19 protein-coding genes and 1 tRNA gene are annotated in these 20,979 nt (G+C 72.5%); 13 read left to right on the top strand and 7 right to left on the bottom strand.

Annotated features, from left to right (window positions below; genetic code table 11):
• Nucleotides 1–55: 55 nt before the first annotated feature.
• Genes AC067U_RS24260 through mycP form a run of 3 tightly spaced genes read left to right on the top strand, consistent with a single transcriptional unit; the run spans nucleotide 56 to nucleotide 3,302 of the window.
• Nucleotides 56–601 (top strand): BAR domain-containing protein, encoded by a 546-nt coding sequence (locus tag AC067U_RS24260; protein ID WP_478831849.1) that lies wholly within the window; start codon nucleotides 56–58, stop codon nucleotides 599–601.
• A complete protein-coding gene (locus tag AC067U_RS24255) occupies nucleotides 601–2,091 on the top strand; it encodes a WXG100 family type VII secretion target (protein WP_478831848.1) in 1,491 nt (496 codons plus the stop codon). The genes AC067U_RS24260 and AC067U_RS24255 overlap by 1 nt, the downstream gene beginning before the upstream one ends.
• A gap of 20 nt (nucleotides 2,092–2,111) precedes the next feature.
• Nucleotides 2,112–3,302, top strand: a complete 1,191-nt coding sequence (mycP, locus tag AC067U_RS24250; RefSeq protein WP_478831847.1) for a type VII secretion-associated serine protease mycosin — start codon at nucleotides 2,112–2,114, stop codon at nucleotides 3,300–3,302.
• A gap of 67 nt (nucleotides 3,303–3,369) precedes the next feature.
• Here the strand turns inward: mycP and AC067U_RS24245 are convergent.
• Nucleotides 3,370–3,441: transfer RNA gene (locus AC067U_RS24245), tRNA-Cys, on the bottom strand.
• A 225-nt stretch (nucleotides 3,442–3,666) separates the two neighbouring features.
• Here AC067U_RS24245 and AC067U_RS24240 point away from each other — a divergent pair.
• The 6 genes from AC067U_RS24240 to AC067U_RS24215 all read left to right on the top strand — a co-directional run bounded on the left by AC067U_RS24240 (nucleotide 3,667) and on the right by AC067U_RS24215 (nucleotide 9,795).
• Complete coding sequence (locus tag AC067U_RS24240) at nucleotides 3,667–5,199, top strand: MFS transporter (RefSeq protein ID WP_478831846.1); 1,533 nt, start codon at nucleotides 3,667–3,669, stop codon at nucleotides 5,197–5,199.
• A 32-nt stretch (nucleotides 5,200–5,231) separates the two neighbouring features.
• Nucleotides 5,232–5,429, top strand: a complete 198-nt coding sequence (locus tag AC067U_RS24235; protein WP_478831845.1) for an Arc family DNA-binding protein — start codon at nucleotides 5,232–5,234, stop codon at nucleotides 5,427–5,429.
• Entirely contained in the window at nucleotides 5,429–5,797 is a 369-nt protein-coding gene (locus AC067U_RS24230) for a type II toxin-antitoxin system death-on-curing family toxin (protein ID WP_478831844.1), read from the top strand. The genes AC067U_RS24235 and AC067U_RS24230 overlap by 1 nt, the downstream gene beginning before the upstream one ends.
• A 142-nt stretch (nucleotides 5,798–5,939) precedes the next feature.
• Entirely contained in the window at nucleotides 5,940–7,727 is a 1,788-nt protein-coding gene (locus tag AC067U_RS24225) for a DEAD/DEAH box helicase (RefSeq protein ID WP_478831843.1), read from the top strand.
• A 558-nt stretch (nucleotides 7,728–8,285) separates the two neighbouring features.
• Nucleotides 8,286–8,927, top strand: coding sequence for an IclR family transcriptional regulator (locus AC067U_RS24220; protein ID WP_478831842.1), 642 nt, complete (start codon nucleotides 8,286–8,288; stop codon nucleotides 8,925–8,927).
• A gap of 70 nt (nucleotides 8,928–8,997) precedes the next feature.
• Nucleotides 8,998–9,795 carry a S16 family serine protease gene (locus tag AC067U_RS24215; RefSeq protein ID WP_478831841.1) on the top strand — a complete coding sequence of 266 codons (798 nt, stop codon included), beginning with the start codon at nucleotides 8,998–9,000 and terminating at the stop codon, nucleotides 9,793–9,795.
• Here the strand turns inward: AC067U_RS24215 and AC067U_RS24210 are convergent.
• The 3 genes from AC067U_RS24210 to AC067U_RS24200 all read right to left on the bottom strand — a co-directional run bounded on the left by AC067U_RS24210 (nucleotide 9,725) and on the right by AC067U_RS24200 (nucleotide 12,184).
• A complete protein-coding gene (locus tag AC067U_RS24210; RefSeq protein ID WP_478831840.1) occupies nucleotides 9,725–11,041 on the bottom strand; it encodes an MFS transporter in 1,317 nt (438 codons plus the stop codon). The two genes, AC067U_RS24215 and AC067U_RS24210, sit on opposite strands and share 71 nt — an antisense overlap.
• Nucleotides 11,041–11,637, bottom strand: coding sequence for an ArsR/SmtB family transcription factor (locus tag AC067U_RS24205; RefSeq protein ID WP_478831839.1), 597 nt, complete (start codon nucleotides 11,635–11,637; stop codon nucleotides 11,041–11,043). Before AC067U_RS24205 ends, AC067U_RS24210 begins: the two co-directional genes overlap by 1 nt.
• A 76-nt stretch (nucleotides 11,638–11,713) precedes the next feature.
• A complete protein-coding gene (locus AC067U_RS24200; RefSeq protein WP_478831838.1) occupies nucleotides 11,714–12,184 on the bottom strand; it encodes an Lrp/AsnC family transcriptional regulator in 471 nt (156 codons plus the stop codon).
• A 131-nt stretch (nucleotides 12,185–12,315) separates the two neighbouring features.
• On the opposite strand from AC067U_RS24200, the gene hppD reads away from it, so the two are divergent.
• Entirely contained in the window at nucleotides 12,316–13,461 is a 1,146-nt protein-coding gene (gene hppD / locus AC067U_RS24195; protein ID WP_478831837.1) for a 4-hydroxyphenylpyruvate dioxygenase, read from the top strand.
• 215 nt (nucleotides 13,462–13,676) lie between these two features.
• On the opposite strand, the gene AC067U_RS24190 is transcribed toward hppD, so the two are convergent.
• Nucleotides 13,677–15,149 (bottom strand): tetratricopeptide repeat protein, encoded by a 1,473-nt coding sequence (locus AC067U_RS24190; RefSeq protein ID WP_478831836.1) that lies wholly within the window; start codon nucleotides 15,147–15,149, stop codon nucleotides 13,677–13,679.
• Between the two features lie 121 nt (nucleotides 15,150–15,270).
• Here AC067U_RS24190 and AC067U_RS24185 point away from each other — a divergent pair, with 121 nt between their 5' ends.
• Nucleotides 15,271–16,887, top strand: coding sequence for an FAD-binding oxidoreductase (locus tag AC067U_RS24185; protein WP_478831835.1), 1,617 nt, complete (start codon nucleotides 15,271–15,273; stop codon nucleotides 16,885–16,887).
• A 10-nt stretch (nucleotides 16,888–16,897) separates the two neighbouring features.
• Here the strand turns inward: AC067U_RS24185 and AC067U_RS24180 are convergent, their stop codons facing one another.
• Nucleotides 16,898–17,377 carry an SsgA family sporulation/cell division regulator gene (locus AC067U_RS24180; RefSeq protein ID WP_478831834.1) on the bottom strand — a complete coding sequence of 160 codons (480 nt, stop codon included), beginning with the start codon at nucleotides 17,375–17,377 and terminating at the stop codon, nucleotides 16,898–16,900.
• A gap of 289 nt (nucleotides 17,378–17,666) precedes the next feature.
• On the opposite strand from AC067U_RS24180, the gene AC067U_RS24175 reads away from it, so the two are divergent.
• Both AC067U_RS24175 and AC067U_RS24170 read left to right on the top strand, forming a co-directional pair.
• Entirely contained in the window at nucleotides 17,667–19,436 is a 1,770-nt protein-coding gene (locus AC067U_RS24175; RefSeq protein WP_478831833.1) for an RDD family protein, read from the top strand.
• Nucleotides 19,437–19,873: 437 nt separating this feature from the next.
• Entirely contained in the window at nucleotides 19,874–20,362 is a 489-nt protein-coding gene (locus AC067U_RS24170; RefSeq protein ID WP_478831832.1) for an RDD family protein, read from the top strand.
• Between the two features lie 29 nt (nucleotides 20,363–20,391).
• On the opposite strand, the gene AC067U_RS24165 is transcribed toward AC067U_RS24170, so the two are convergent.
• On the bottom strand, nucleotides 20,392–20,685 hold the full coding sequence (locus AC067U_RS24165; RefSeq protein ID WP_478831831.1) for a hypothetical protein: 294 nt from the start codon (nucleotides 20,683–20,685) through the stop codon (nucleotides 20,392–20,394).
• Nucleotides 20,686–20,979: the final 294 nt, after the last annotated feature.

Raw genomic sequence — 20,979 nt, 5'->3', positions numbered from 1 at the left:
GGGCGCGGCGGCGACGCCGCACAACGGGGAAAGACGGGAAAACGGGGAGGCCATCGTGGCAGCGGACGACGCGATTGAGGCGGTGCTTCCGTTCATTCCGGGCGGCAGCATGCTGTCGCTGGTGAACGACGGGCTTCTGGCGGCGCAGGGCAAGGCCCTGTTCGTCGAGAAGCAGTCGATGATCGACTACCGCAAGCGGGTGGACGCACTGCTCGACCAGCTGAAGGGATCGAACGCCGACCACGGCAAGTTCGAGAACGGAACCCTGGCCGAGGGCAAGCTCGGCACGGGCTTCGCGGAGGCCGGCGACCTGCAGACGGCGTACGACAAGGTCCGCAGCCAGATGGAGAACCTCTCGAAGGCGCTGGGCCAGCAGATCGAGTCCCTCTCCATCGCCATCGAGGCGTCGCGGGTGGGCTACGAGAACATGGACGAGGACATCAAGGCGCGTATGCGCTCCCTGCAGAAGCAGGCGCGTGAGCAGTACGACCCGAAGCGGGACCCGGGCGCACAGGCGCAGCACAAGCCGGAACCGAACAACCCTTCGGCATCGTCCCCCCAGCCGAACAACGACACCAGCACGTCCGGGGGTGACCTGTAATGGCGACCGACTTCGAGCCGTACTCGCACAAGGAACTGCTGGGGATGCTGGCCTCGGTGGACGCCGAGACCGTCAGGTCGCGCGGCCAGCTCCTCAAGGACGCCGAGATCGAGATCACGAAGATCGGCAACGACCTCAAGAACTACAAGGTCGAGAGCTGGGAGGGCGAGGCCGCGGACGCCTTCCAGAACTGGGTCAACGGCCTGGGCAACGCCACTCTGCGGCTCGGCGAGTACAGCAAGACCGGCGGAACCTGGATGGTCAACGCGGCGCAGACCATCACCGAGGTCAAGGCCAACATGCCGAAGTACGACCAGGGTGCGTACGACAACCTGGAGGCATCACGCGAGGCCCGCAACGACCCGGACGCGGCGAAGATCGGCCAGGAGGCCCACGCCAAGCTGTCGGGGGACCGCCAGCAGGCGGTGCAGGCGATGAAGAAGCTGGCGGAGTCGTACGAGCAGTCGAGCACGCAGATCAACGCGGCGCCGATTCCTACGTTTCCGCCGGCGCCGAGCCGGCTCGTGCCCGAGGGCGTCGATGGCGGTGGGGTTGATGTCAGCCGGTCCACCGGATCGACCGAGCCTGGCTACGCTCCTCGTGAGACGACTCGGTCCACGCCTAACAGTGACCCTAGTGGCGACACACCTGGCTTGATCGAGGGTCATCAGCCGACGAACCCGGACCCCACGACGCCGGTCCAGCCGGTACGTCCTACTCCGGAGGGGCCTGCCCCCGTGGTTCCGCCCGACCGGGACGTGGACACGGACCTCGACACCGTGGGGACGCTGCCTCCTCCGACGCAGGTCACGCCCACCGCGCCGACTCCGAACCTGCCGCAGGTCCCGGGTGGTCCGCCGCCGGTCGGCATGGTCCCGCCGGTGGGGATCCCGCCGATCGGCGGGCCGCCGCCGGTGAGCAAGGCCGTTCCGAGTGGTCCGGGGCCGCTCGGTCGTGCGCCGGTGAACCCGACCGGTCCGCTTGCGCCCGGACTGCCCAGGCTCGAGTCCCCGCTTGGCAAGATCCCCGGGATGCCCGAACTCGCGCCGAGGGATAACGGCATCTCGGGCGGCCGCCAGGTGAATCGAACCGGCCCGAGCACCAGCATTCCGCGCGGCACGGTCATTGGTGAGGGTCCCGTCAGCCAGGCTGGTCGTCCAGGGACTCCCGGTTACGGTCCTGGCGCGGGAGGCGGCTTCGCCGGCGGGGCGCCCGCTCAGGGCACGTCCGGATCCGGGCGTCGGCTGGCCCGTGAGTCCGGGGGAGTGATCGGCGGGCGCTCGGCGACCGGTACGCCTGGTCAGCCGTTCACCCAGGGCGGCTCCGGCCTGGTTCGGGGCAGCCAGGGTGCTGGTCCGGTTGGTGCTGTGGGTGCACAACCGCGTGGCATCCGCCGGGATGAGCAGAACGGCGAGCGCCCCGACTACCTGGTCGAGGACGAAGAGACGTGGCAGGACAACCGCCGTGTTGGCCCGCCGGTAATCGACTGAGGGAACGGACACTGCACGGGATGCGCATGCGTAAGGCAACGTCTGTCCTGATGGGCCTGCTGCTGGCCGGAGTCGCCGCGACTCCGGCCCATGCGGACAGCATCAGGAGGCAGCAATGGCATCTCGACTCCATGAAGGCCGACGAGATGTGGAAGGCCAGCACTGGTAAAGGGATCACCGTCGCAGTGATCGATACCGGTGTTGGCCGGGTGCCTGAACTAGAGGGCCAGGTTCTGCCCGGTAAGAATTTGGCTACTAACGCCAAGGGCGACGAGCGAGCCGACTACGACAACCATGGCACTGCGATCGCAGCGATGATCGCTGGGACAGGTAAGCACCCGTCCGGGGACGGAGCGTTCGGCCTGGCCCCAGGAGCCAAGATCCTCCCGATCCGTGTCAAGGACACGGTGGATACGGCGGAACCAACGTGGACAGCGGCCATCAGGTACGCCGCTGATTCCGACGCCAAGATCATCAACATCTCGATGGCCACGGGCGGGGGAGCGGATGATCCTGCCCGTGCCGAAGCTGTGAAGTACGCGGTGTCCAAGGGCAAGCTGGTGTTTGCGGGCGTGGGTAACGACGGTCAGGGTCGGAACCAGGTCTTGTACCCCGCTGGCTCGCCCGGCGCGGTCGGGGTGGGGGCCATCGACCGCCAGGGCGATGCGACCGCGGAGTCCCAGAAGGGGCCTCAGGTCGACCTTGCCGCGCCAGGGATGGACATCGTCGCAGCTTGCGATGGTAAGACGGGGGTTTGTAAGAAGCACGGCACCAGTGACGCCACTGCCCTCGCTTCCGCCTCCGCCGCGCTCATCTGGGCCGCCCACCCCGACTGGACCAACAACCAGGTCCTCCGGGTCATGCTCAACACCGCCGGCAAGCCCCGCGACGGCGTCGAGCGGAACAACCACATCGGCTACGGCGTGGTCCGGCCGCGCATCGCGCTGAGCAACCCCGGTGACCCGGGCCCCGCCGACAAGTGGCCGCTGCCCGACCTCGCCGCGGCCGCTTCGCCCGCGCCCGGCTCCTCCGGGTCCGGTGAGGCCGCGCCGTCCACCGGGGGCTCTGCGGCACCCGCTCCCGCTCCGCAGGCTGCCGACAAGGCCGACGACGGTGGCAGCAGCACACTCTGGATCGCCCTCGGGATCGGTGCCGCCGTGCTCATCGGCGGAGCCGTGACGGCCGTCGCCGTACGCGCCAGGAACCGCTGACCCGGCCGCTCACAGACAGCCGAAGGCCGCCCGGAAAGAATTCCGGGCGGCCTTCGGCACTTCTCCGAGGCCGTGGCGGGAATTGAACCCGCGTACCCCGCTTTGCAGGCGAGTCCCTGGGCCACTCGGGCACACGGCCGTGCGCTCTTGCTGAACACGACCGTACGGCGGGCCGTGCGCGGGCCGGAAGGGGAACCCGGCCCCTGCAACGGGACCGCCATGCCGCGTTCACAAACGGCGCAGCGGAGGGCTTCGCCCAAGGCCACGGGAAGGCCGTCCGGCGATGGTCCTAGGCCCCCCGGCGGACCCGGGATCCGCCGAAATGACAGGGACAACACTCGGCTACGACCCTTACGCTGATGCGATGAGCGCCCTCGAACCCCGTGCCGACGACGACACGGCCGACAGCACCCCGAGACCGTCCCCGCCCAAGCCGGCCGACGGCGGCGGTACCGATGACGGCGGTGGCGGTGTCCTCGGGCCCGCGCACCGGACGCTCAGCATCGGCATGATCAGCGTGATCTTCCTGATCGCCTTCGAGGCCACCGCCGTGGGCACCGCCATGCCGGTCGCCGGCCGTGAGCTGGACGGGATGGCGCTCTACGCCTTCGCCTTCTCCGCGTACTTCACCACCAGCCTCTTCGGCATGGTGCTGTCCGGCCAGTGGAGCGACCGGGACGGCCCGCTGCGGCCGCTGACCCTCGGCATCGCCTCGTTCGCCGCCGGCCTGGTGCTGGCCGGAACCGCCGGGGCCATGTGGCTCTTCGTGATCGGCCGCGCCGTGCAGGGTCTCGGCGGCGGCCTGGTCATCGTCGCGCTCTACGTGGTCGTCAGCCGCGCCTACGACGAACGGCTGCGCCCGGCGATCATGGCGGCCTTCGCCGCCAGCTGGGTGGTGCCCTCGATCGTCGGCCCGCTCGCCTCCGGCACCGTCACCGAGCACCTCGGCTGGCGCTGGGTGTTCCTGGGGATCCCGGTGCTGGTGGTCATCCCGCTGGCCGTCGCGCTGCCCGCCATCCGCCGGGCCGCGTCCGGCCCGGTGGACGCCGCCGCGGCCGCCCCCTTCGACATGCGGCGGATCCGGCTCGCGCTGGGCATCTCGGTCGGCGCCGGCCTGCTCCAGTACGCCGCCCAGGACCTGCGCTGGCTCTCCCTCCTGCCGGGTCTCGCGGGCGCCGCCCTGCTGGTGCCCGCCGTACGCGGCCTGCTGCCCCGCGGCACCTATCTGGCGCGGCGCGGTCTGCCGTCCGTGGTGCTGCTGCGCGGGCTCGCGATGGGAGCCTTCATCTCGGCCGAGAGTTTCGTCCCGCTGATGCTGGTCACCCAGCGGGGGCTCAGCCCCACCCTGGCCGGGTTCGCGCTGGCGCTCGGCGGGCTGACCTGGGCGGGCGGGTCGGCGATCCAGTCCAAGGCGCGGGTCCAGCCGTACCGGGAGCGGCTGATGGTGCTGGGCATGGTGATGGTGGCCTTCGCCATCGCCGCGGCACCCACCGTGCTGATCGAGTCGGTGCCGGTGTGGAGCCTCACCCTGGCCTGGGCGGTCGGCTGCCTGGGCATGGGCCTGGTCATAGGTTCCACCAGCGTGCTGCTGCTGAAGCTGTCGCCGCCGGAGGAGGTCGGCAACAATTCCGCGGCCCTCCAGATCTCGGACGCCCTCGCCAACGTGGTCCTGCTGGCCTCCGGCGGCGCGGCCTTCGCCGCCCTCGGCGGCGGTACGGTCGGCGCGGCCCACAGCGCCGTCGGCGACGCGGCCGCCGGTGCCGCCTCGCACCCCGGCGCGTTCGTGGTGGTCTTCCTCCCGATGGCCGCGGTGGCCCTGCTGGGCGCCTGGGTCTCGACCCGCCTGCACGCACCGGAGCCGGCCTCAGCGGCCCCCCTCCCGGGGGAAGTGGGCTGACACCGCGTGGTACCGCGCGGTACCGTTGCTTCATGGCTGGTCTGAACGTGAGGTTTACCGAGGCAGAGCTGGACTCCCTGCGCGAGCGCGCCGAGGCGGAGGGTCGCAGCATGCAGTCCTTCGCGCACGATGCGGTGATCCGAGCCATAAACGAACACTCGCGCCTCTTCAACGAGGCCGCCGAGCACGTGCTGAAGGTCAGTGAGGAGCTGAACCGGAGGCTCGCCTGATGCAGTACCTGACCATGCCCGAGCTCCTCAACCTGGCGGAGCGGCTCGGGACCAGTGAGGTGCGCGACTACGGGCTGCTCGACTCGGCGCTCGCCCGTCCGCAGTCGAGCGTGTTCGGGCAGGACGCCTACCCGGACGTGTGGCAGAAGGCCGCGGCGCTGATGGAGTCGCTGGCCCGGAACTACGGCCTCGTCGACGGGAACAAGCGCATCGCCTGGTATGCGACCTGGGTGTTCCTGCATATGAACGGACATCCGCTGGACACGCACTTCGACGTGGACGAGGCCGAGCGGTTCGTTCTGGACGTCTGTCAGGGCGCACTCGATGTGCCCAAGATCGCAACGAAGTTGCCGAGGTTCGCGCGGTAGCGAACGGCGGCGGTGTGACCCTCACCGCACGTCCCGAGGTCACGGGCCTGTCCCTCCGCCAGGGGCGGGCCCGCCCCGGTAGGGTGGCCCGGTTGTCCTACGTACGACATCCGATCGCCGTCGAGAGCCCGAACCGGAGACCGTGACTACTACCGCCTCCCACCACCTCTCACCCGCCTTCCCCGGCCGCGCCCCCTGGGGCACCGCCGGCAAGCTGCGTGCCTGGCAGCAGGGAGCGCTGGACAAGTACATCCAGACCCAGCCGCGCGACTTCCTGGCGGTGGCCACCCCCGGCGCCGGCAAGACCACCTTCGCCCTGACCCTCGCCTCGTGGCTGCTGCACCACCACGTCGTGCAGCAGGTGACCGTGGTCGCCCCGACCGAGCACCTCAAGAAGCAGTGGGCGGAGGCCGCGAGCCGGATAGGCATCCGGCTCGACCCGGAGTACTCGGCCGGCCCGCTGAGCCGCGAGTACCACGGCGTCGCCGTCACCTACGCCGGCGTGGGCGTCCGCCCGATGCTGCACCGGAACCGCTGCGAGCAGCGGAAGACGCTGGTCATCCTCGACGAGATCCACCACGCCGGCGACAGCAAGAGCTGGGGTGAGGCGTGCCTGGAGGCCTTCGACCCGGCCACCCGCCGCCTGGCCCTGACCGGAACCCCCTTCCGGTCCGACACCAACCCCATTCCCTTCGTCACCTACGAAGAGGGGAACGACGGGATCCGGCGGTCCTCCGCCGACTACACCTACGGCTACGGCAACGCCCTCGGCGACGGCGTCGTCCGCCCGGTCATCTTCCTCTCCTACAGCGGCAACATGCGCTGGCGCACCAAGGCCGGCGACGAGATCGCCGCCAAGCTCGGCGAGCCGATGACCAAGGACGCCATCAGCCAGGCCTGGCGCACCGCCCTGGACCCGCGCGGCGACTGGATGCCGAACGTGCTGCGCGCCGCCGACACCCGGCTCACCGAGGTCCGCAAGGGCATCCCGGACGCGGGTGGCCTGGTGATCGCCTCCGACCAGGACTCGGCGCGGTCCTACGCGAAGCTGATCCGGGAGATCACCGGCAGCAAGGCCACGGTCGTCCTCTCGGACGACGCGGGGGCCTCGAAGAAGATCGACGACTTCAGCGCGAACGACGACCGCTGGATGGTCGCGGTCCGCATGGTGTCCGAGGGCGTCGACGTGCCCCGGCTCGCGGTCGGCGTGTACGCGACGACGATCTCCACCCCGCTGTTTTTCGCGCAGGCCGTCGGCCGTTTCGTGCGCTCGCGCAGGCGCGGCGAGACCGCGTCCGTGTTCCTGCCGACCATCCCCTACCTCCTCGGCTTCGCGAACGAGATGGAGGTCGAACGCGACCACGTCCTCGACAAGCCGAAGAAGGCGGGCGAGGACGAGGACCCGTACGCCGAGTCCGAGAAGGAGATGGAGGAGGCGAACCGGCAGGAGGACGAGGACACCGGCGAGCAGGACATGCTGCCCTTCGAGGCGCTGGAGTCCGACGCCGTCTTCGACCGGGTGCTGTTCAACAGTGCCGAGTTCGGCATGCAGGCCCACCCGGGCAGCGAGGAGGAGCAGGACTACCTGGGCATCCCGGGCCTGCTCGAACCGGACCAGGTGCAGATGCTGCTGCAGAAGCGCCAGGCCCGGCAGATCGCGCACAGCCGGAAGAAGCCGGACGCCGAGGCGGACCTGCTGGAGCTGCCGGCCGAGCGGCGGCCGGTGGTCTCGCACAAGGAGCTGCTGGAGCTGCGGAAGTCGCTGAACACGATGGTCGGCGCGTACGTCCACCAGAGCGGCAAGCCGCACGGCGTGATCCACACCGAGCTGCGGCGGGTGTGCGGGGGGCCGCCGAGCGCGGAGGCGACCGCGGGGCAGCTGCGGGAGCGGATCAAGAAGGTCCAGGAGTGGGCCACCCGGATGCGCTGAGCGCATCGCGTCCCGTCTTGAGCGCATCGCACGACCGGCCCGGGCGCGGTGTGGCACCGGCCTGGGCGCATCCCACCAACCGTGTCGGTGCCCCGCCGCGCACCGGGCGGTGAACTTCCTACGAATCCGGCGTCCGCCGGTCTCGTCGGTGTCGACAGGAACCCGCCCTGGGGGATCGGGGGGCGGGCCTGCGGCCGGCCGCCGACACCGATCGGAACTTTCGGTTCCGGGCTCTCTCCCCCACACTTTCGAGCCCCATCCGAGCCGTGTGACGGGAAAAGCCGTCTGTGGCAATCGAGGTTACGAATCGGTACAACGGCCGTGCCCCAAAACGCACATACGGGGATTCCGCGCCCGGATTCTGGACGAGCCCTTCCGCTGAGCGGGACGCGCTCGCTACTGTCCCCGCATCGATACGCCCCGTGGCAGCGCCGCCGCGGGAGCGCATGCCGGTGCCATGTGGCCTACCCGGCGGCCTCTCCGTGCGTCGCCGATGGGACCGGTGCCGCCTCCGCCCGTGAGAGTTCACCGCCGCTCACCAGAAGAGGGAGAGGCGTCGTGACCGCGGAAACCTCCCAAACTCTCGACAGAGGACTGAGAGTCCTCAAACTGCTCGCCGATACCGATCACGGTCTGACCGTCACCGAGCTCTCGAACCGCCTCGGGGTCAACCGGACCGTCGTCTACCGCCTGCTCGCCACCCTGGAGCAGCACGCCCTGGTCCGCCGTGACCTCGGCGGCCGGGCCCGGGTGGGTCTGGGCGTACTGAGGCTGGGCCGTCAGGTCCACCCGCTGGTACGCGAGGCGGCACTGCCGGTGCTGAGATCACTCGCCGAGGACATAGGTGCCACGGCCCATCTCACCCTCGTCGACGGCACGGAGGCACTCGCCGTGGCCGTCGTCGAGCCGACCTGGACCGACTACCACGTCGCGTACCGGGCCGGGTTCCGCCACCCCCTCGACCGCGGAGCCGCGGGCCGAGCCATCCTGGCCGCCAGGCAGGGTGGGCTCACCGAGCCCGGGTACACCCTCACGCACGGAGAACTCGAAGCCGGTGCCAGCGGGGCGGCCGCCCCGCTGCTCGGCATCACCGGACTCGAAGGCAGCGTCGGCGTGGTCATGCTGGCCGACGCCGTACCCGAGCGGGTCGGCCCGCGCGTGGTCGACGCGGCCCGCGAAGTGGCGGACGCCCTCCGCTGAGCCCGGGTACGCCCGACCCGGCCGGTGTACCCGGCCGGGTCGCACCCCGTCGGCCCAGTAGATTGGCGGGGTGCTTTCACGCCTCTCACGTCTCCCGCGCCCCGTCGCCCTCGCCGTATGCGCCGCGCCGACGGTCGCCCTGCTCGTGGTCGCCGCCTTCGCACCGCTCCCCTTCGTCCTCGCCCAGCCCGGGCTGACGGCCGACGTGCTCGGTTCCAAGGACGGCAAGAGCGTCATCACGGTGACGGGGGCGCCCGCCCGCGAGACCAGCGGGCAGCTCCGCATGACCACCATCGTCGCCACCGGCCCCTCGCAGAACGTCAGCCTGGCCGAACTGGTCGACAGCTGGTTCCGGACGGACCGGGCGGTCATGCCGAAGGAGGCGGTCTACCCGACCGGCGGGTCCGACAAGGAGATCGAGAAGCACAACCTGGAGCAGATGGCCGCGTCGCAGTCGACCGCGACCGAGGCCGCCCTCGGGTACCTGAAGAAGGACCCGAAGCAGGTCAAGGTGGGCCTCAACCTCGCCGACGTCGGCGGGCCGAGCGCCGGACTGCTGTTCTCGCTCGGCATCGTCGACAAGCTCGACGGTGACGGCGGCGGCCGCGACCTCACCGGCGGCCGTACGATCGCCGGCACGGGCACCATCACCGCCGACGGCAAGGTCGGCCCGGTCGGCGGGGTCGCGCTGAAGACCCAGGCCGCCGCGCGGGACGGGGCCACCGTGTTCCTCGTACCGGAGGCCGAGTGCTCCGACGCGCAGTCCGAACTGCCCGAGGGCCTTCGGCTGATCCCGGTCAGCTCGCTGTCCGGTGCGGTGTCCGCTCTCCGGGAGCTGAACAAGGGCGGCTCGGTCCCGTCCTGCTGACCTCCGCCGCCGGCGGCCGGTCCATCGCCCGCCAGGCCGGGAACACCAGCGGGGCCAGGGTGGTCAGCAGGTAGCCGCCGCCGAACAGCAGCAGCGCGCCCGGGATGCCGAGCCCGTCCACCAGCAGGCCCGCGCCCAGCCCGCCCAGGGGCATGGTGAGTTCACAGCCCGCCGTCGTCACCCCGAAGACCCGGCTGCGCAGTTCCTCCGGCACCCGCTCGTACACCACCGTGCCGAGCACCGGGTTGAGTACGCCCGCGCCGAGCCCGGCCACCGCCATGGTCACCGCCAGCGGCAGCGTGCTGTCGGTGAGGCCCGCCACCGCGTACCGCGGCGCCCCGCTGATCAGGAAGGCCCCCGTGAACACGGCCAGCCTGGGCAGCCGTTCGCCCCACATCCCGTACAGCAGCGCACCGAGCAGGGCGAATCCGCCGAAGAGGGACACCAGCAGGCCGACGGCGGCGGCACCGCCGAGCTCGGTCCGGCCGTGCACCGGCAGCAGCACCGAACTCCAGCCCTGGTCCATGCCGTTGGTCAGCATCACCATGCAGGTGATGCCCAGCAGCAGCCGGGACCGCATCAGGAACAGCCAGCCCTCGCGCAGTTCGGCGCGGTAGCCGGCGAACGAGACCGCACCCGCGGCCGGCTGCGGGTCCGCGGACGCCACCCCGCGCACCAGTACGCCGACCAGCAGCGCGGAGACCGCGAAGGTCGCCGCGTCCAGCAACAGTACGGACTCCGCGCCGAACACCGCCACGAGGACCCCGGCCACCGCGGCCCCGGTCATCCGGGCCCCGCGGGAGACCGCGTCGTAGAGGCCGGCCGCCCGGCCGAGCCCGGTCCCGGCGTGCTCGGCGAGGGTCGGCAGCAGCACCGAGCGGGCGGTCATGCCGGGGGTGTGGACGAGACCGCTCAGCGCCATCAGCGCGCACAGCATCCAGAAGCGCAGCATCCCCGCCCAGTGGAGCAGCGGCACCGCGCCCACCGCGAGGCCGCAGAGCAGGTCGGAGAGGACGGAGACGCGGCGGCGCCCGATCCGGTCGATGACGGGCCCGCCGACCAGTGCGGCCAGGACCACGGGGAGGGTGGCGCAGAAGGCCACCACCCCGGCCCGGCCCGCGCTGCCGGTGGTCTGCAGCACGAACCACGGGACGCCGATCAGGGTGAGTGAACTGCCGGATATCGAGACGGCGTTGGCCGCTAACAGGGCGGCGAAGGGGATCTTCGGACGGGCCGCTGCCGTCATCACGCCTCCGTGGCGGCGGTGTCGTCCCGGTTCTCGCGGGGGAAGGCGTGGATCTGGAAGCGGACCGGCAGGGCGCCCTCGGCCGGAGCCGGGCTCCGGTAGCCGTCGATGAGGTCGTGCAGCTTGTGGATCAGCTCCAGGCTCTGCGCGGGGGTGAGCGGCACGGTGAAGTCGCTGAGGTCCGACCCGCGCCGCCACTCCTGCGGCCAGGTGTGCGCTCGGCCCAGCCAGGCGCCCAGCTCCTGGGCGTGGATGGCGGCGATCTCGCGGAGGAAGAGGTCGGCGGCGCCCCGCACGGCCGGGTCGACGTCCTCGGTCAGCTGCTCGTCGAAGGCCGTGCCGTCGTGGACGGCCCGCCACCAGCGCTCCCGTCCCTTGCCCTGGTCGGGCGCGTCCTCGACGAATCCGTAGGAAGCCAGCCGGCGGAGGTGGTAGCTGGTGGCCCCGCTGGACTCGCCCAGACGCCGGGCCAGCTGCGAGGCGGTCGCGGGCCCGTCGTGCCGGAGCGTGCCGAGCAGCCGGATGCGGAGCGGGTGGGCCAGCCCGCGCAGGGCGCGGGCGTCGAGCGTGCGGAGGTTGAGCCCGTTCTCTGGCATGACCCGAGGCTAGGTATGCAAAGAAACCTCTGCAACGGGTTTTTGCAAAGACTTCTTTGCAAGGTGCGGGGGATCCTCAGCGGTCCCCGGCGGCCTGTTCCACGAGCGGGATGATCCGCAGCGGCACCGGGTTCTCCATCACGATCGCCGTCGACGCCCGCACGATCCCCTCGAAGCCGACGACGCGGTCGATCACCCGCTGGAGATCGGCGTTGGAGCGGGCCACCAGCCGGCACAGCATGTCCCCGTGCCCGGTGGTCGTGTGCAGTTCCAGCACCTCGGGCACGGTCGCCAGGTGCGCCCGTACGTCGGCCCCCTGGCCCTGTTTGATCTCCAGCGTGGCGAAGGCGGTTACCGGGTAGCCGAGCGCCGCCGGGTCCACCTGCGGGCCGAAGCCGCGGATCACGCCGGTCGACTGGAGCCGGTCGAGCCGGGCCTGGACCGTGCCGCGGGCCACCCCGAGCCGGCGGGACGCCTCCAGCACCCCGATCCGGGGCTCGCGGGCGAGGAGCACGATGAGCCGGCCGTCGAGGGCGTCGATACCCATGTGGCATGCCTTCCTGGATGCGCTGGTCATACTGCACAGATTCCCCACCCATGGTGACTCCGTACTGGGCAGTCTGTACACCCGAACAGGAAACTATTGCGCAGCTTGTGGATCGGCGGGACTCTGCGCTCATGACTGAGACCCTGGATCACACCCCCGAGACCGCGCGTGAGGCCGACCCCTTCCCGGTGAAGGGCATGGACGCGGTGGTCTTCGCCGTCGGCAATGCCAAGCAGGCGGCGCACTACTACTCCACCGCCTTCGGCATGAAGCTCGTCGCCTACTCCGGACCGGAGAACGGCAGCCGGGAGACGGCCAGTTACGTCCTGACGAACGGATCCGCCCGCTTCGTCCTGACCTCCGTCATCAAGGCGACGAGCGACCACGGCCGCTTCATCGCCGAGCACGTCACCGAGCACGGCGACGGCGTGATCGACCTCGCCATCGAGGTCCCGGACGCCCGCGCCGCGTACAAGTACGCCGTCGAGCAGGGCGCCCGCGGCCTGGACGAGCCGTACGAGATCTCCGACGAGAACGGCACCGTGGTGCTGGCGGCCATCGCCACCTACGGCCAGACCCGCCACACGCTGGTCGACCGCTCCCGCTACGACGGCCCCTACCTGCCGGGCTTCGTCTCCGCCGCCCCGATCGTCGAGCCGCCGGCCAAGCGGACCTTCCAGGCCATCGACCACTGCGTGGGCAACGTCGAGCTCGGCCGCATGAACGAGTGGGTCGCGTTCTACAACAAGGTCATGGGCTTCACGAACATGAAGGAGTTCGTGGGCGACGACATCGCCACCGAGTACTCGGCGCTGATGTCCAAGGTGGTCGCGGACGGCACCAAGAAGGTGAAGTTCCCGATCAACGAGCCGGCGATCGCGAAGAAGAAGTCGCAGATCGACGAGTACCTGGAGTTCTACAACGGCCCGGGCGTCCAGCACATCGCCCTCGCCACGAACGACATCGTCGCCACCGTGCGCACCATGCGCGCCGCCGGCGTGCAGTTCCTGAGCGTCCCGGACACGTACTACGACACGCTCGGCGAGTGGGTGGGCGACACCCGCGTGCCGATCGACGAGCTCCGCGAGCTGAAGATCCTCGCGGACCGCGACGAGGACGGCTACCTGCTGCAGATCTTCACCAAGCCGGTGCAGGACCGCCCGACCGTCTTCTTCGAGATCATCGAGCGCCACGGCTCGATGGGCTTCGGCAAGGGCAACTTCAAGGCCCTCTTCGAGGCGATCGAGCGCGAGCAGGAGAAGCGCGGCAACCTCTGACCGCGCCACGGCCCGCGTGCCGCGCAGCCCCGCCCCACCCGGGCGGGGCTGCGCGGCACGTGCGGGGCACGGCCGGGGCGCGGGACGCGGGAGGGGAGCGTCCGGCGCCCGGCCGGGGCGCGCCGGGGACGGGGCAGGGGCCTGCGGGGCCGGGGCCGCACCGGCGGCCCCCGCTCAAGCCGGCACAGCGCCGGACGGGCCCTGGCCGGACAGGCCTAGTGCTTCGGCTTCGGCTGTGACGGCACGATGTACTGGCTCATGTCCGGCGCCACCCACGTGCCCCGCGGCTGCATGTTCTGCGGCCCGCCGCCCGCCGGTTCACCCAGCGAGGCGAGCGCCTGCTGCGCCAGCGGCGCCCGCACCGGTGAGAACCGGGGATTCGTCCGCAGCGCCAGCTGCAGGTTCCGCCGCGCCGAGGACACATCGCCCAGGGCGCGCTCGATCTGCGCCCGGTGGTACGCGAACTCCGCGCTCCGCAGCCCCGGATCCGTCGCCTTCTTCGCGTATTCGAGGGCTTCCTCCTCGTCCCCCGCCCGGTGCAGCGCCCAGCCCAGCGCATCCGCCACCTGCACGCTCTTGTGCCGGCCCCACTCCGACGTCAGCCGTCGCACCGCGGCCCCCGGATCCCCGTGGTCCGCCTCGTACAGGCCGAGCACCACCGACTCGTTCACGCCGTTCGCCGTGCCCTTGGCCGCCAGCGCGCCCAGCATCGCGTACGGCCCGTCCGCCGCCCGGGCCTCATCCTCCCGGCCCGCCGCCTCCAGCAGCTCGCCCAGCTCCAGCGCCAGCCGCGGCACCGGCGCGCGGCCCAGCGCCATCCGGTAGTCCCGGACCGCCTCCCCGTGGCGCCCCATCGCGGCCAGCGCCCGCGCCTTCCCGCCCATCGCCTGGTCCTGCGCCGGATCCGTGCGCAGCGCACCCTCGAAGAAGCGCAGGGCCTCCGCCGTCTCGCCCCGCTCCCACGCCAGTTCGCCCAGCCGGTACAGGCAGTACGCCTTCTCCGCCGGGGTCTTCGCCGTGCCCGCCGCCTGCTCCATCGCGACCGCCGCGTCCTCGCGCCAGCCCCGGTCCCGGTACACCTGCGCCGCCTTCGCGTACGCCGCGAGTCCCGGCCGCAGCTCCAGCAGCCGTTCCAGCGCCGCCTCGGCGGACTTGTACTCCCCGATCCCGGTGTACGCGTCCACCAGCACCGGGTACGCCGTCCAGCGCCGCGGCGACTGCGCCCGGACCAGCTCGCCCCACTTCTTCCCGGTCACGAAGTCCCCGCGGGCATTGGCCAGCGCGCCCATGCCCGTCATCGCGTCGAAGTTGCCCTTCTCGGCCGGCCGCAGCTCCAGCGACCGCTTGAACGCCCGCTCCGCCTTCGGGTACCAGGCCGGATCCGGCCCCCGGCGGGACTGCTCCAGGTACGCCGCCCCGAGCACCGCCCACGAACCGTGGTCGTCCTCGTGTCCGCGCAGCCACTTCTCCCGGTCGCCGATCAGCGCCGTCAGGTCCACCTGCGCCGCGGGCGCCCCGATGCCGACGGCCGAGGCCGCCCGTTCGGTGGGTCCGGGCGGGCGCGCGTCGTCGTCGACCCGCGCCGGGCGGACCAGCAGCGCCGCGGCGATCAGGACCACGGCGACCGCCGCAGGCACGAGCGTCTTGCGGCCGGTGAAGGTCACGGGCCGCTCCGGCTGGAATGCCACGTCTTGGCGTTCTTCGCGTTCCACCCGCTCACTGTGCGTCAAATATGAAGAGTGAGCGGTGGTGTCCGAAGAGGGTCGCGGCCGGGTTCACACCGATGGCCCCCGGTGCCACCCTGGTCCGATGGACGATCTTCAGGTTCGGCCCGCCGCGCAGCCCGCCGCGCACCACCCCGCGCAGCCCGCCGCGCTCCCCTCCGCGCACCCCCTCGGGCAGCCTCCCGCACAGCCCTCCGGGCACCGTCCGGCGGACGCCCCGGAGGCCGACGCGCACCGTCCCGCGGACGCCCCGGCCACCGCGCCCGCCACAGTGCCCGGCCCTGCCCCCGCCCGTGCCTCCGCGCCCGCGCCCGCGTACGACCTCGCGTACGACCCCGCGGACCTGTACGCCCGGCTCGCCGCCGGACTCCCACCGGAGGCCCTGCTCACCGACCCCGACGTCACCGCCTCCTACGCCACCGACATGGCGAGCTTCTGCGCGGCCGGCCGCCCCGCCGCCGTGGTCCTGCCCCGCACGGTCGAGCAGGTCCGGCACGTGATGCGCACCGCCACCGAGCTCCGCGTCCCCGTCGTCCCGCAGGGCGCCCGCACCGGCCTGTCCGGCGGCGCCAACGCCTCCGAGGGCTGCATCGTGCTCTCGCTGGTCCGGATGGACCGGATCCTGGAGATCAACAGCGTGGACCGGACCGCCGTGGTCGAACCCGGCGTGGTCAACGCCGTCCTCTCCCGGGCGGTGGCCGAACGGGGCCTGTACTACCCGCCCGACCCGTCCAGCTGGGAGCAGTGCACCATCGGCGGCAACATCGGCACCGCTTCCGGCGGTCTGTGCTGCGTCAAGTACGGGGTCACCGCCGAGTACGTGCTCGGCCTGGACATCGTCCTGGCCGACGGCAGGCTGCTGCGCACCGGCCGTCGTACCGCCAAGGGCGTCGCCGGGTACGACCTCACCCGGCTGTTCGTCGGCTCCGAGGGCACCCTCGGGGTGGTCGTCGGGGCCGTCCTCGCGCTGCGGCCCGCGCCGCCCCGGCAGCTGGCGCTGGCCGCCGAGTTCCCGTCGGCCGCCGCGGCCTGCGAGGCGGTGTGCGCGGTGATGGAGGCCGGTCTGACCCCCTCGCTGCTGGAGCTGATGGACCGTACGACCGTACGCGCGGTCAACGTGCTGGGTCGGATCGGGCTGCCGGAGACCACCGAGGCGCTGCTGCTGGCCGCGTTCGACACCCCGGACCCGGCGGCCGACCTGGCGGCGGTGGGAGAGCTGTGCACGGCCGCCGGCGCCACCGCGGTGGTGCCCGCGGAGGACGAGGCGGAGTCGGAACTGCTGCTCCAGGCGCGCCGGATGTCGCTGACCGCGCTGGAGGCGATCCGGCCCGCCACGATGATCGACGACGTGTGCGTGCCACGGTCGCGGCTCGCGGAGATGCTGGACGGGACGGCGGCGATCGCCGAGCGGTACGGGCTCACCGTCGGGGTCTGCGCGCACGCGGGGGACGGCAACACCCACCCCGTGGTCTGCTTCGACCCCGCCGACGCGGACGAGGCCCGGCGCGCCCGCGAGTCCTTCGACGCGATCATGGCGCTGGGGCTGGAACTCGGCGGCACGATCACGGGCGAGCACGGGGTCGGCGTACTGAAGAAGGAATGGCTGGCCCGCGAACTCGGACCGGTGGGGCTGGAGATGCAGCGCGCGGTGAAGCACGCATTCGACCCGCTGGGCCTGCTGAACCCCGGCAAGCTCTTCTGACCCGCCCGCCTCACAGGTCGCCTTCCCCGGACTCCTCGGAGGGCCACGGGTCGCGCAGCCACAGTTCGTCCGCCGGGGTCGGGGCGAGCAGCTCGGCGAGGGCGTCGTCCAGGCCGAGCCGCTCCGCCTCGGTGCCCGGCGGGACCACGCGCAGCGTGCGTTCCAGCCAGGCGGACAGGGGGCCGGCCGGGGCCTCCAGCAGGGCGTCGCCGTCCGGGGAACTGAGGGCCATGCAGAGCACGGCCTTGCCCTCGACCTTGGTGGGCCAGATCCGCACGTCCCCCTGGCCGCAGGGCCGGAACACCCCCTCGACCAGCAGCTCGCGGGCGAAGGTCCAGTTCACCGGCGCGCTGGAGCCGGTGTGGAAGGTGATGTGCACGGCGTACGGGTCGGTCGTCCGGTAGATCAGGCGGGCGGGGACGGCGACGCTGCGCTCGGGCGACAGGACCAGCTTCAGTTCCAGCTCGCGCTCGATCACGGGGTAGTGCATGGCGGTGCCTCTCTCTGCGGTGTGGGCGGGCCGAGTCGGCCCGACATGAGGAGAGAGCGTGGTGCTGTCCGGGTATGACGCGACTTCGGGGTGGCGGGCACAGGTTGGCCGGAAATCATCGTCTGGCCGGAACGGCTTGTGAGGGGCGGAACCGTCCGGGGTTCGCCCGAAGGCTTGGATTCTCCCGTGACCGGACCTGCCGGACCGCTGTTCTTGGTTATGGTCCTCCCTTGCGCACGCCCCTTGTGCCACGCGCACAAGCCTCAAGCCACGATCGGAGTTGGGGACATTGACGGCCTCCCCAGGCGACGGAGAGCACGCGGCCCGCGAGGGCTACTACCCCGATCCGTCCATCCCCGGGTTCGTCCGCTACTGGAACGGCTCCGCGTGGGTGCCGGGCACGAGCCGGCGTGCGACCCCGGCGGACGAGGCGGCATGGGCAGCCGCCGCCGGCCCCGCCAACTCCGCCACGCCCGGTCCGGCTGCCCGGAGCGGCCCCGGCGGCCACCCCGGCATCGGCGGCCCGGGCGGCCCGGGCGGGCCGGACCTCCGTACGTCGGCCCCGTCCCCGACTCCGCGGCCCGCTCCGGCACCCGCCCCCGTTCCGGCACCCGCCCCCGCGCCCGGTCAGTGGCCCGCGGCCGGCTCGACCCGGGCTCCGGCCCCGGCGCCTTCCCCGGCCCCGCCCCCGGCCGCCGCCCCGGCTCCGGTTCCCGCGCCCAGCCAGTGGCCGGTCGCCGGTTCGACTCCGGCGCCGTCCCCGCCGGCCACCACAGCCGGCCGGATGGAGGAGACCGGGCCGGTCTTCCTGGACGAGACCGGTGCGCTGGCCGAAGCCCCGGCCTGGGCGGCCGATCCCGCCCAGCAGTCGGGTTTCGGCGGTCCCCGGGACCGTCGCGTCTCCTGGGGAAGCCCCACCGATACGCCCCCCGCCGACACGCCCCCAGCCGACCGGCCGAGCACACCCGGCCGGGGCATCTCCCTGAGCCGCCAGAACCCCGAGCCCGCCCCCACACCCACACCCACCCCCGCCCCCACACCCCGGCCCGCGCAGGACGAGGCCGCCCGACGGCTCGCTCCGGCGCCCACGCATTACTCCGGCCCCGACGCCGACGGCCGTTGGCCCGGCCCGGGGGCCCCGGCCCGTCCCGGTACCGGTACCGGTCCCGGTCCCGCGGCCGGAGCCGCCCCTTCCGCCAGGACCGCGCAAGCCGCCGAGGCCGCGCCCGGCATCCTCTCGGCCCGCTCGCCGGCCGCAGCCGCCGCCGGGGCGGACGCGGCGGCCGGCATCCACCGGGAACCCGCGCGTGAGGCCGTTCCCGGAGCCCGGTCCGGACAACCGCGGTCGGCCCAGGCCCAGGCACAGGCCCACCCCCACCCCCACGCGCCGACGGTGGTTCCCCAGCAGGCGGGGGAGCGGACCGCCGGGAGTTCCGGCGCCGCGCGGGCAACCAACGGTCCGGCGGCGGGCGGGGCCGAGCCCGCAGCACCCGCGTCCGCCACGCCCGAACCCGCCGCCGGCGCCGGTACCGCCGCCGCCCACCCCCGCACGGACCCGGCCGTGTTCGAGCGGATGGCCGAGCGGGCCGGGCGGCCCGCCGGCCTCGGACGGCGGTTCCTCGCCCGCCTCCTGGACTGCGTCCCGCTCGCCGCCGCCGGAGCCGCCGCCGCCTGGCCCTTCGTACCGGCCGTGACGGAGCACCTCCGGGCCAAGGTGGACGACGCCGCCCGGGACGCGGGCGGCGAGACCGTCACCGTATGGCTGCTGGACGTCACCACCGCCGGCCGTCTGGCGCTCGTGCTCGGCGCGGTCCTGGTCTTCGGCGTGTTCTACGAGGCGCTGCCCACCGCCCGTTGGGGCCGCACCCCCGGCAAGAAGCTGCTCGGCATCCGCGTGGCCGCGGTGTCCACCGGCCGCCCGCCCGGCTTCGGGGCGGCGCTGCGCCGCTGGCTGGTGTACGCGCTCCTCGGACTGCCCGGTGCCCTGTGGTGCCTGGTCGACCGGCAGCGGCGGCAGGCCTGGCACGACAAGGCCGCCGGTACGTTCGTCACCCGTTAGCACCCGCCCGTCGCCTGGACGGACGCCGTGCCGTTGCGGGGTTCGCGGGGCCGGGTTCGACTCGGGCCATGAGCACCGATCAGCCGCCGCCGGGCCCGCCGCCCGACGAGGACCCGTTCCTCAAGAAGCCCCAGGAGCCGACGCCCCCGTCAGGCGGCTCGCCGTACGGCACGCCCCCCGCCGGGGGCACCGGAGGCACCGGAGGCCCGCCGCCGGGCGGAGCGCCACCCCCGGGCGGAGCGCCACCCCCGGGCGGGACACCGCCGCCGGGCGGAACGCCGCCCCCTGGCGGGCCGCCTCCCGGTGGCACGGGAGGCTTTCCGCCCCCGCCGCCCGGCGGGGGCTATCCGCCTCCGCCGCCCCCGTACGGTGGCGGCGGCGACCCGTACGGAGGCGGCGGCGCCGGCGGCTACGGCATTCCCGACCCGCTGGCCGGCATGCCACCGCTCGCGGACACCGGCAAGCGGGTGCTCGCGCGGTTCATCGACCTGGTGCTCGTGAGCATCCCGCTCTGGATCATCCTGTTCGCGGTCGGCAGCTTCATCCCGTACGACCCCGAAACGGGCGAGGTGTCCGAAGAAGTCTCCAGGTGGTACGGCGGAGCCTTCCTGCTGTGGGTCCTGGTCTGGCTCGTCGTGTACGTCTGCTACGACTGGTACTTCACCCACCGGAGCGGTCAGACCATCGGCAAGAAGGCGATGGACCTGCGGGTCGCGATGCTCAACGACGGCAGCGTGCCGCCCTCCGGGGCCTCTTTCGGCCGGGCGGCCATGCTGTGGCTGCCGACGTTCCTCCTCATCCCCTGCTGCGGCGTCGGCGGCCTGTGGTGGATCGCCCTGTTCATCTCGATCGTGGCCGACAAGCCGTACCGGCAGGGCCTGCACGACAAGGTGGCCAGGACCGTGGTGGTCGCCGTCCCGAAATAGCCCGCACCGTTGCCGCGGCCGCCCGGAGTTCAGGAACCCGGGCGGCCGCCGCCGTGTCCGGCGGCAGCGGCCACGGCGCCCGCCGGATCCGTCGCACTGGCAGCGTCCGCGGGAGCGGTCGTACTCCCCGCGACCGCGGCCTTCCGGCGCCGCCCCGGCAGCGGTACGGTGACCGCCACCAGCAGCCCGAGTGCCAGAGCGGCGGTGGCGATGACGGCGATGCCCGCCCCGGCACTGGTCTGCGAGAGCAGCAGCATGGCGATGGTCGACGCGATCACGGTCGCGGACCCGTAGGCGAGCTGTGCGGCGGTCGGTCGCGGCATGGCGGTATCCGTCCTCAAGGCGGAGGGACTCTACGACGGTTGGTTCCCGAGCGGGACCGCCGGTAAGCGTGACCTGACACACGGTGCCGGAGCACTGGGGGCGCACGGAGTCACGCGTTCAGCGGGCTGAACCCGAGCGGTGGAATGTCCGTTTGGCGTCCGAATACCGGAACCAACTGACCGCATAGTGCAATTGACCGGTCCAAGTCAAGGTCTGTCTTTTCCGGCGTCGCTCCGGTCAAATGGCGTCACTTGAGACGCGCGCCGCGCGGAACACCCCACTCCTTTGGCGAA

It is taken from the genome of Streptomyces sp. NPDC043853 (assembly GCF_056436025.1).
This window is presented reverse-complemented; position numbering and strand designations above follow the sequence as displayed.

What these genes read in the sequence shown, in the direction of transcription:
- AC067U_RS24185 (WP_478831835.1), top strand. Translation starts at nt 15,271, where the DNA reads ATGGACGATCTTCAGGTTCGGCCCGCCGCGCAGCCCGCCGCGCACCAC.
- AC067U_RS24200 (WP_478831838.1), bottom strand. Translation starts at nt 12,184, where the DNA reads ATGGGTATCGACGCCCTCGACGGCCGGCTCATCGTGCTCCTCGCCCGC.
- hppD (WP_478831837.1), top strand. Translation starts at nt 12,316, where the DNA reads ATGACTGAGACCCTGGATCACACCCCCGAGACCGCGCGTGAGGCCGAC.
- AC067U_RS24170 (WP_478831832.1), top strand. Translation starts at nt 19,874, where the DNA reads ATGCCACCGCTCGCGGACACCGGCAAGCGGGTGCTCGCGCGGTTCATC.
- AC067U_RS24210 (WP_478831840.1), bottom strand. Translation starts at nt 11,041, where the DNA reads ATGACGGCAGCGGCCCGTCCGAAGATCCCCTTCGCCGCCCTGTTAGCG.
- mycP (WP_478831847.1), top strand. Translation starts at nt 2,112, where the DNA reads ATGCGCATGCGTAAGGCAACGTCTGTCCTGATGGGCCTGCTGCTGGCC.
- AC067U_RS24235 (WP_478831845.1), top strand. Translation starts at nt 5,232, where the DNA reads ATGGCTGGTCTGAACGTGAGGTTTACCGAGGCAGAGCTGGACTCCCTG.
- AC067U_RS24205 (WP_478831839.1), bottom strand. Translation starts at nt 11,637, where the DNA reads ATGCCAGAGAACGGGCTCAACCTCCGCACGCTCGACGCCCGCGCCCTG.
- AC067U_RS24230 (WP_478831844.1), top strand. Translation starts at nt 5,429, where the DNA reads ATGCAGTACCTGACCATGCCCGAGCTCCTCAACCTGGCGGAGCGGCTC.
- AC067U_RS24180 (WP_478831834.1), bottom strand. Translation starts at nt 17,377, where the DNA reads ATGCACTACCCCGTGATCGAGCGCGAGCTGGAACTGAAGCTGGTCCTG.
- AC067U_RS24255 (WP_478831848.1), top strand. Translation starts at nt 601, where the DNA reads ATGGCGACCGACTTCGAGCCGTACTCGCACAAGGAACTGCTGGGGATG.
- AC067U_RS24240 (WP_478831846.1), top strand. Translation starts at nt 3,667, where the DNA reads ATGAGCGCCCTCGAACCCCGTGCCGACGACGACACGGCCGACAGCACC.
- AC067U_RS24165 (WP_478831831.1), bottom strand. Translation starts at nt 20,685, where the DNA reads ATGCCGCGACCGACCGCCGCACAGCTCGCCTACGGGTCCGCGACCGTG.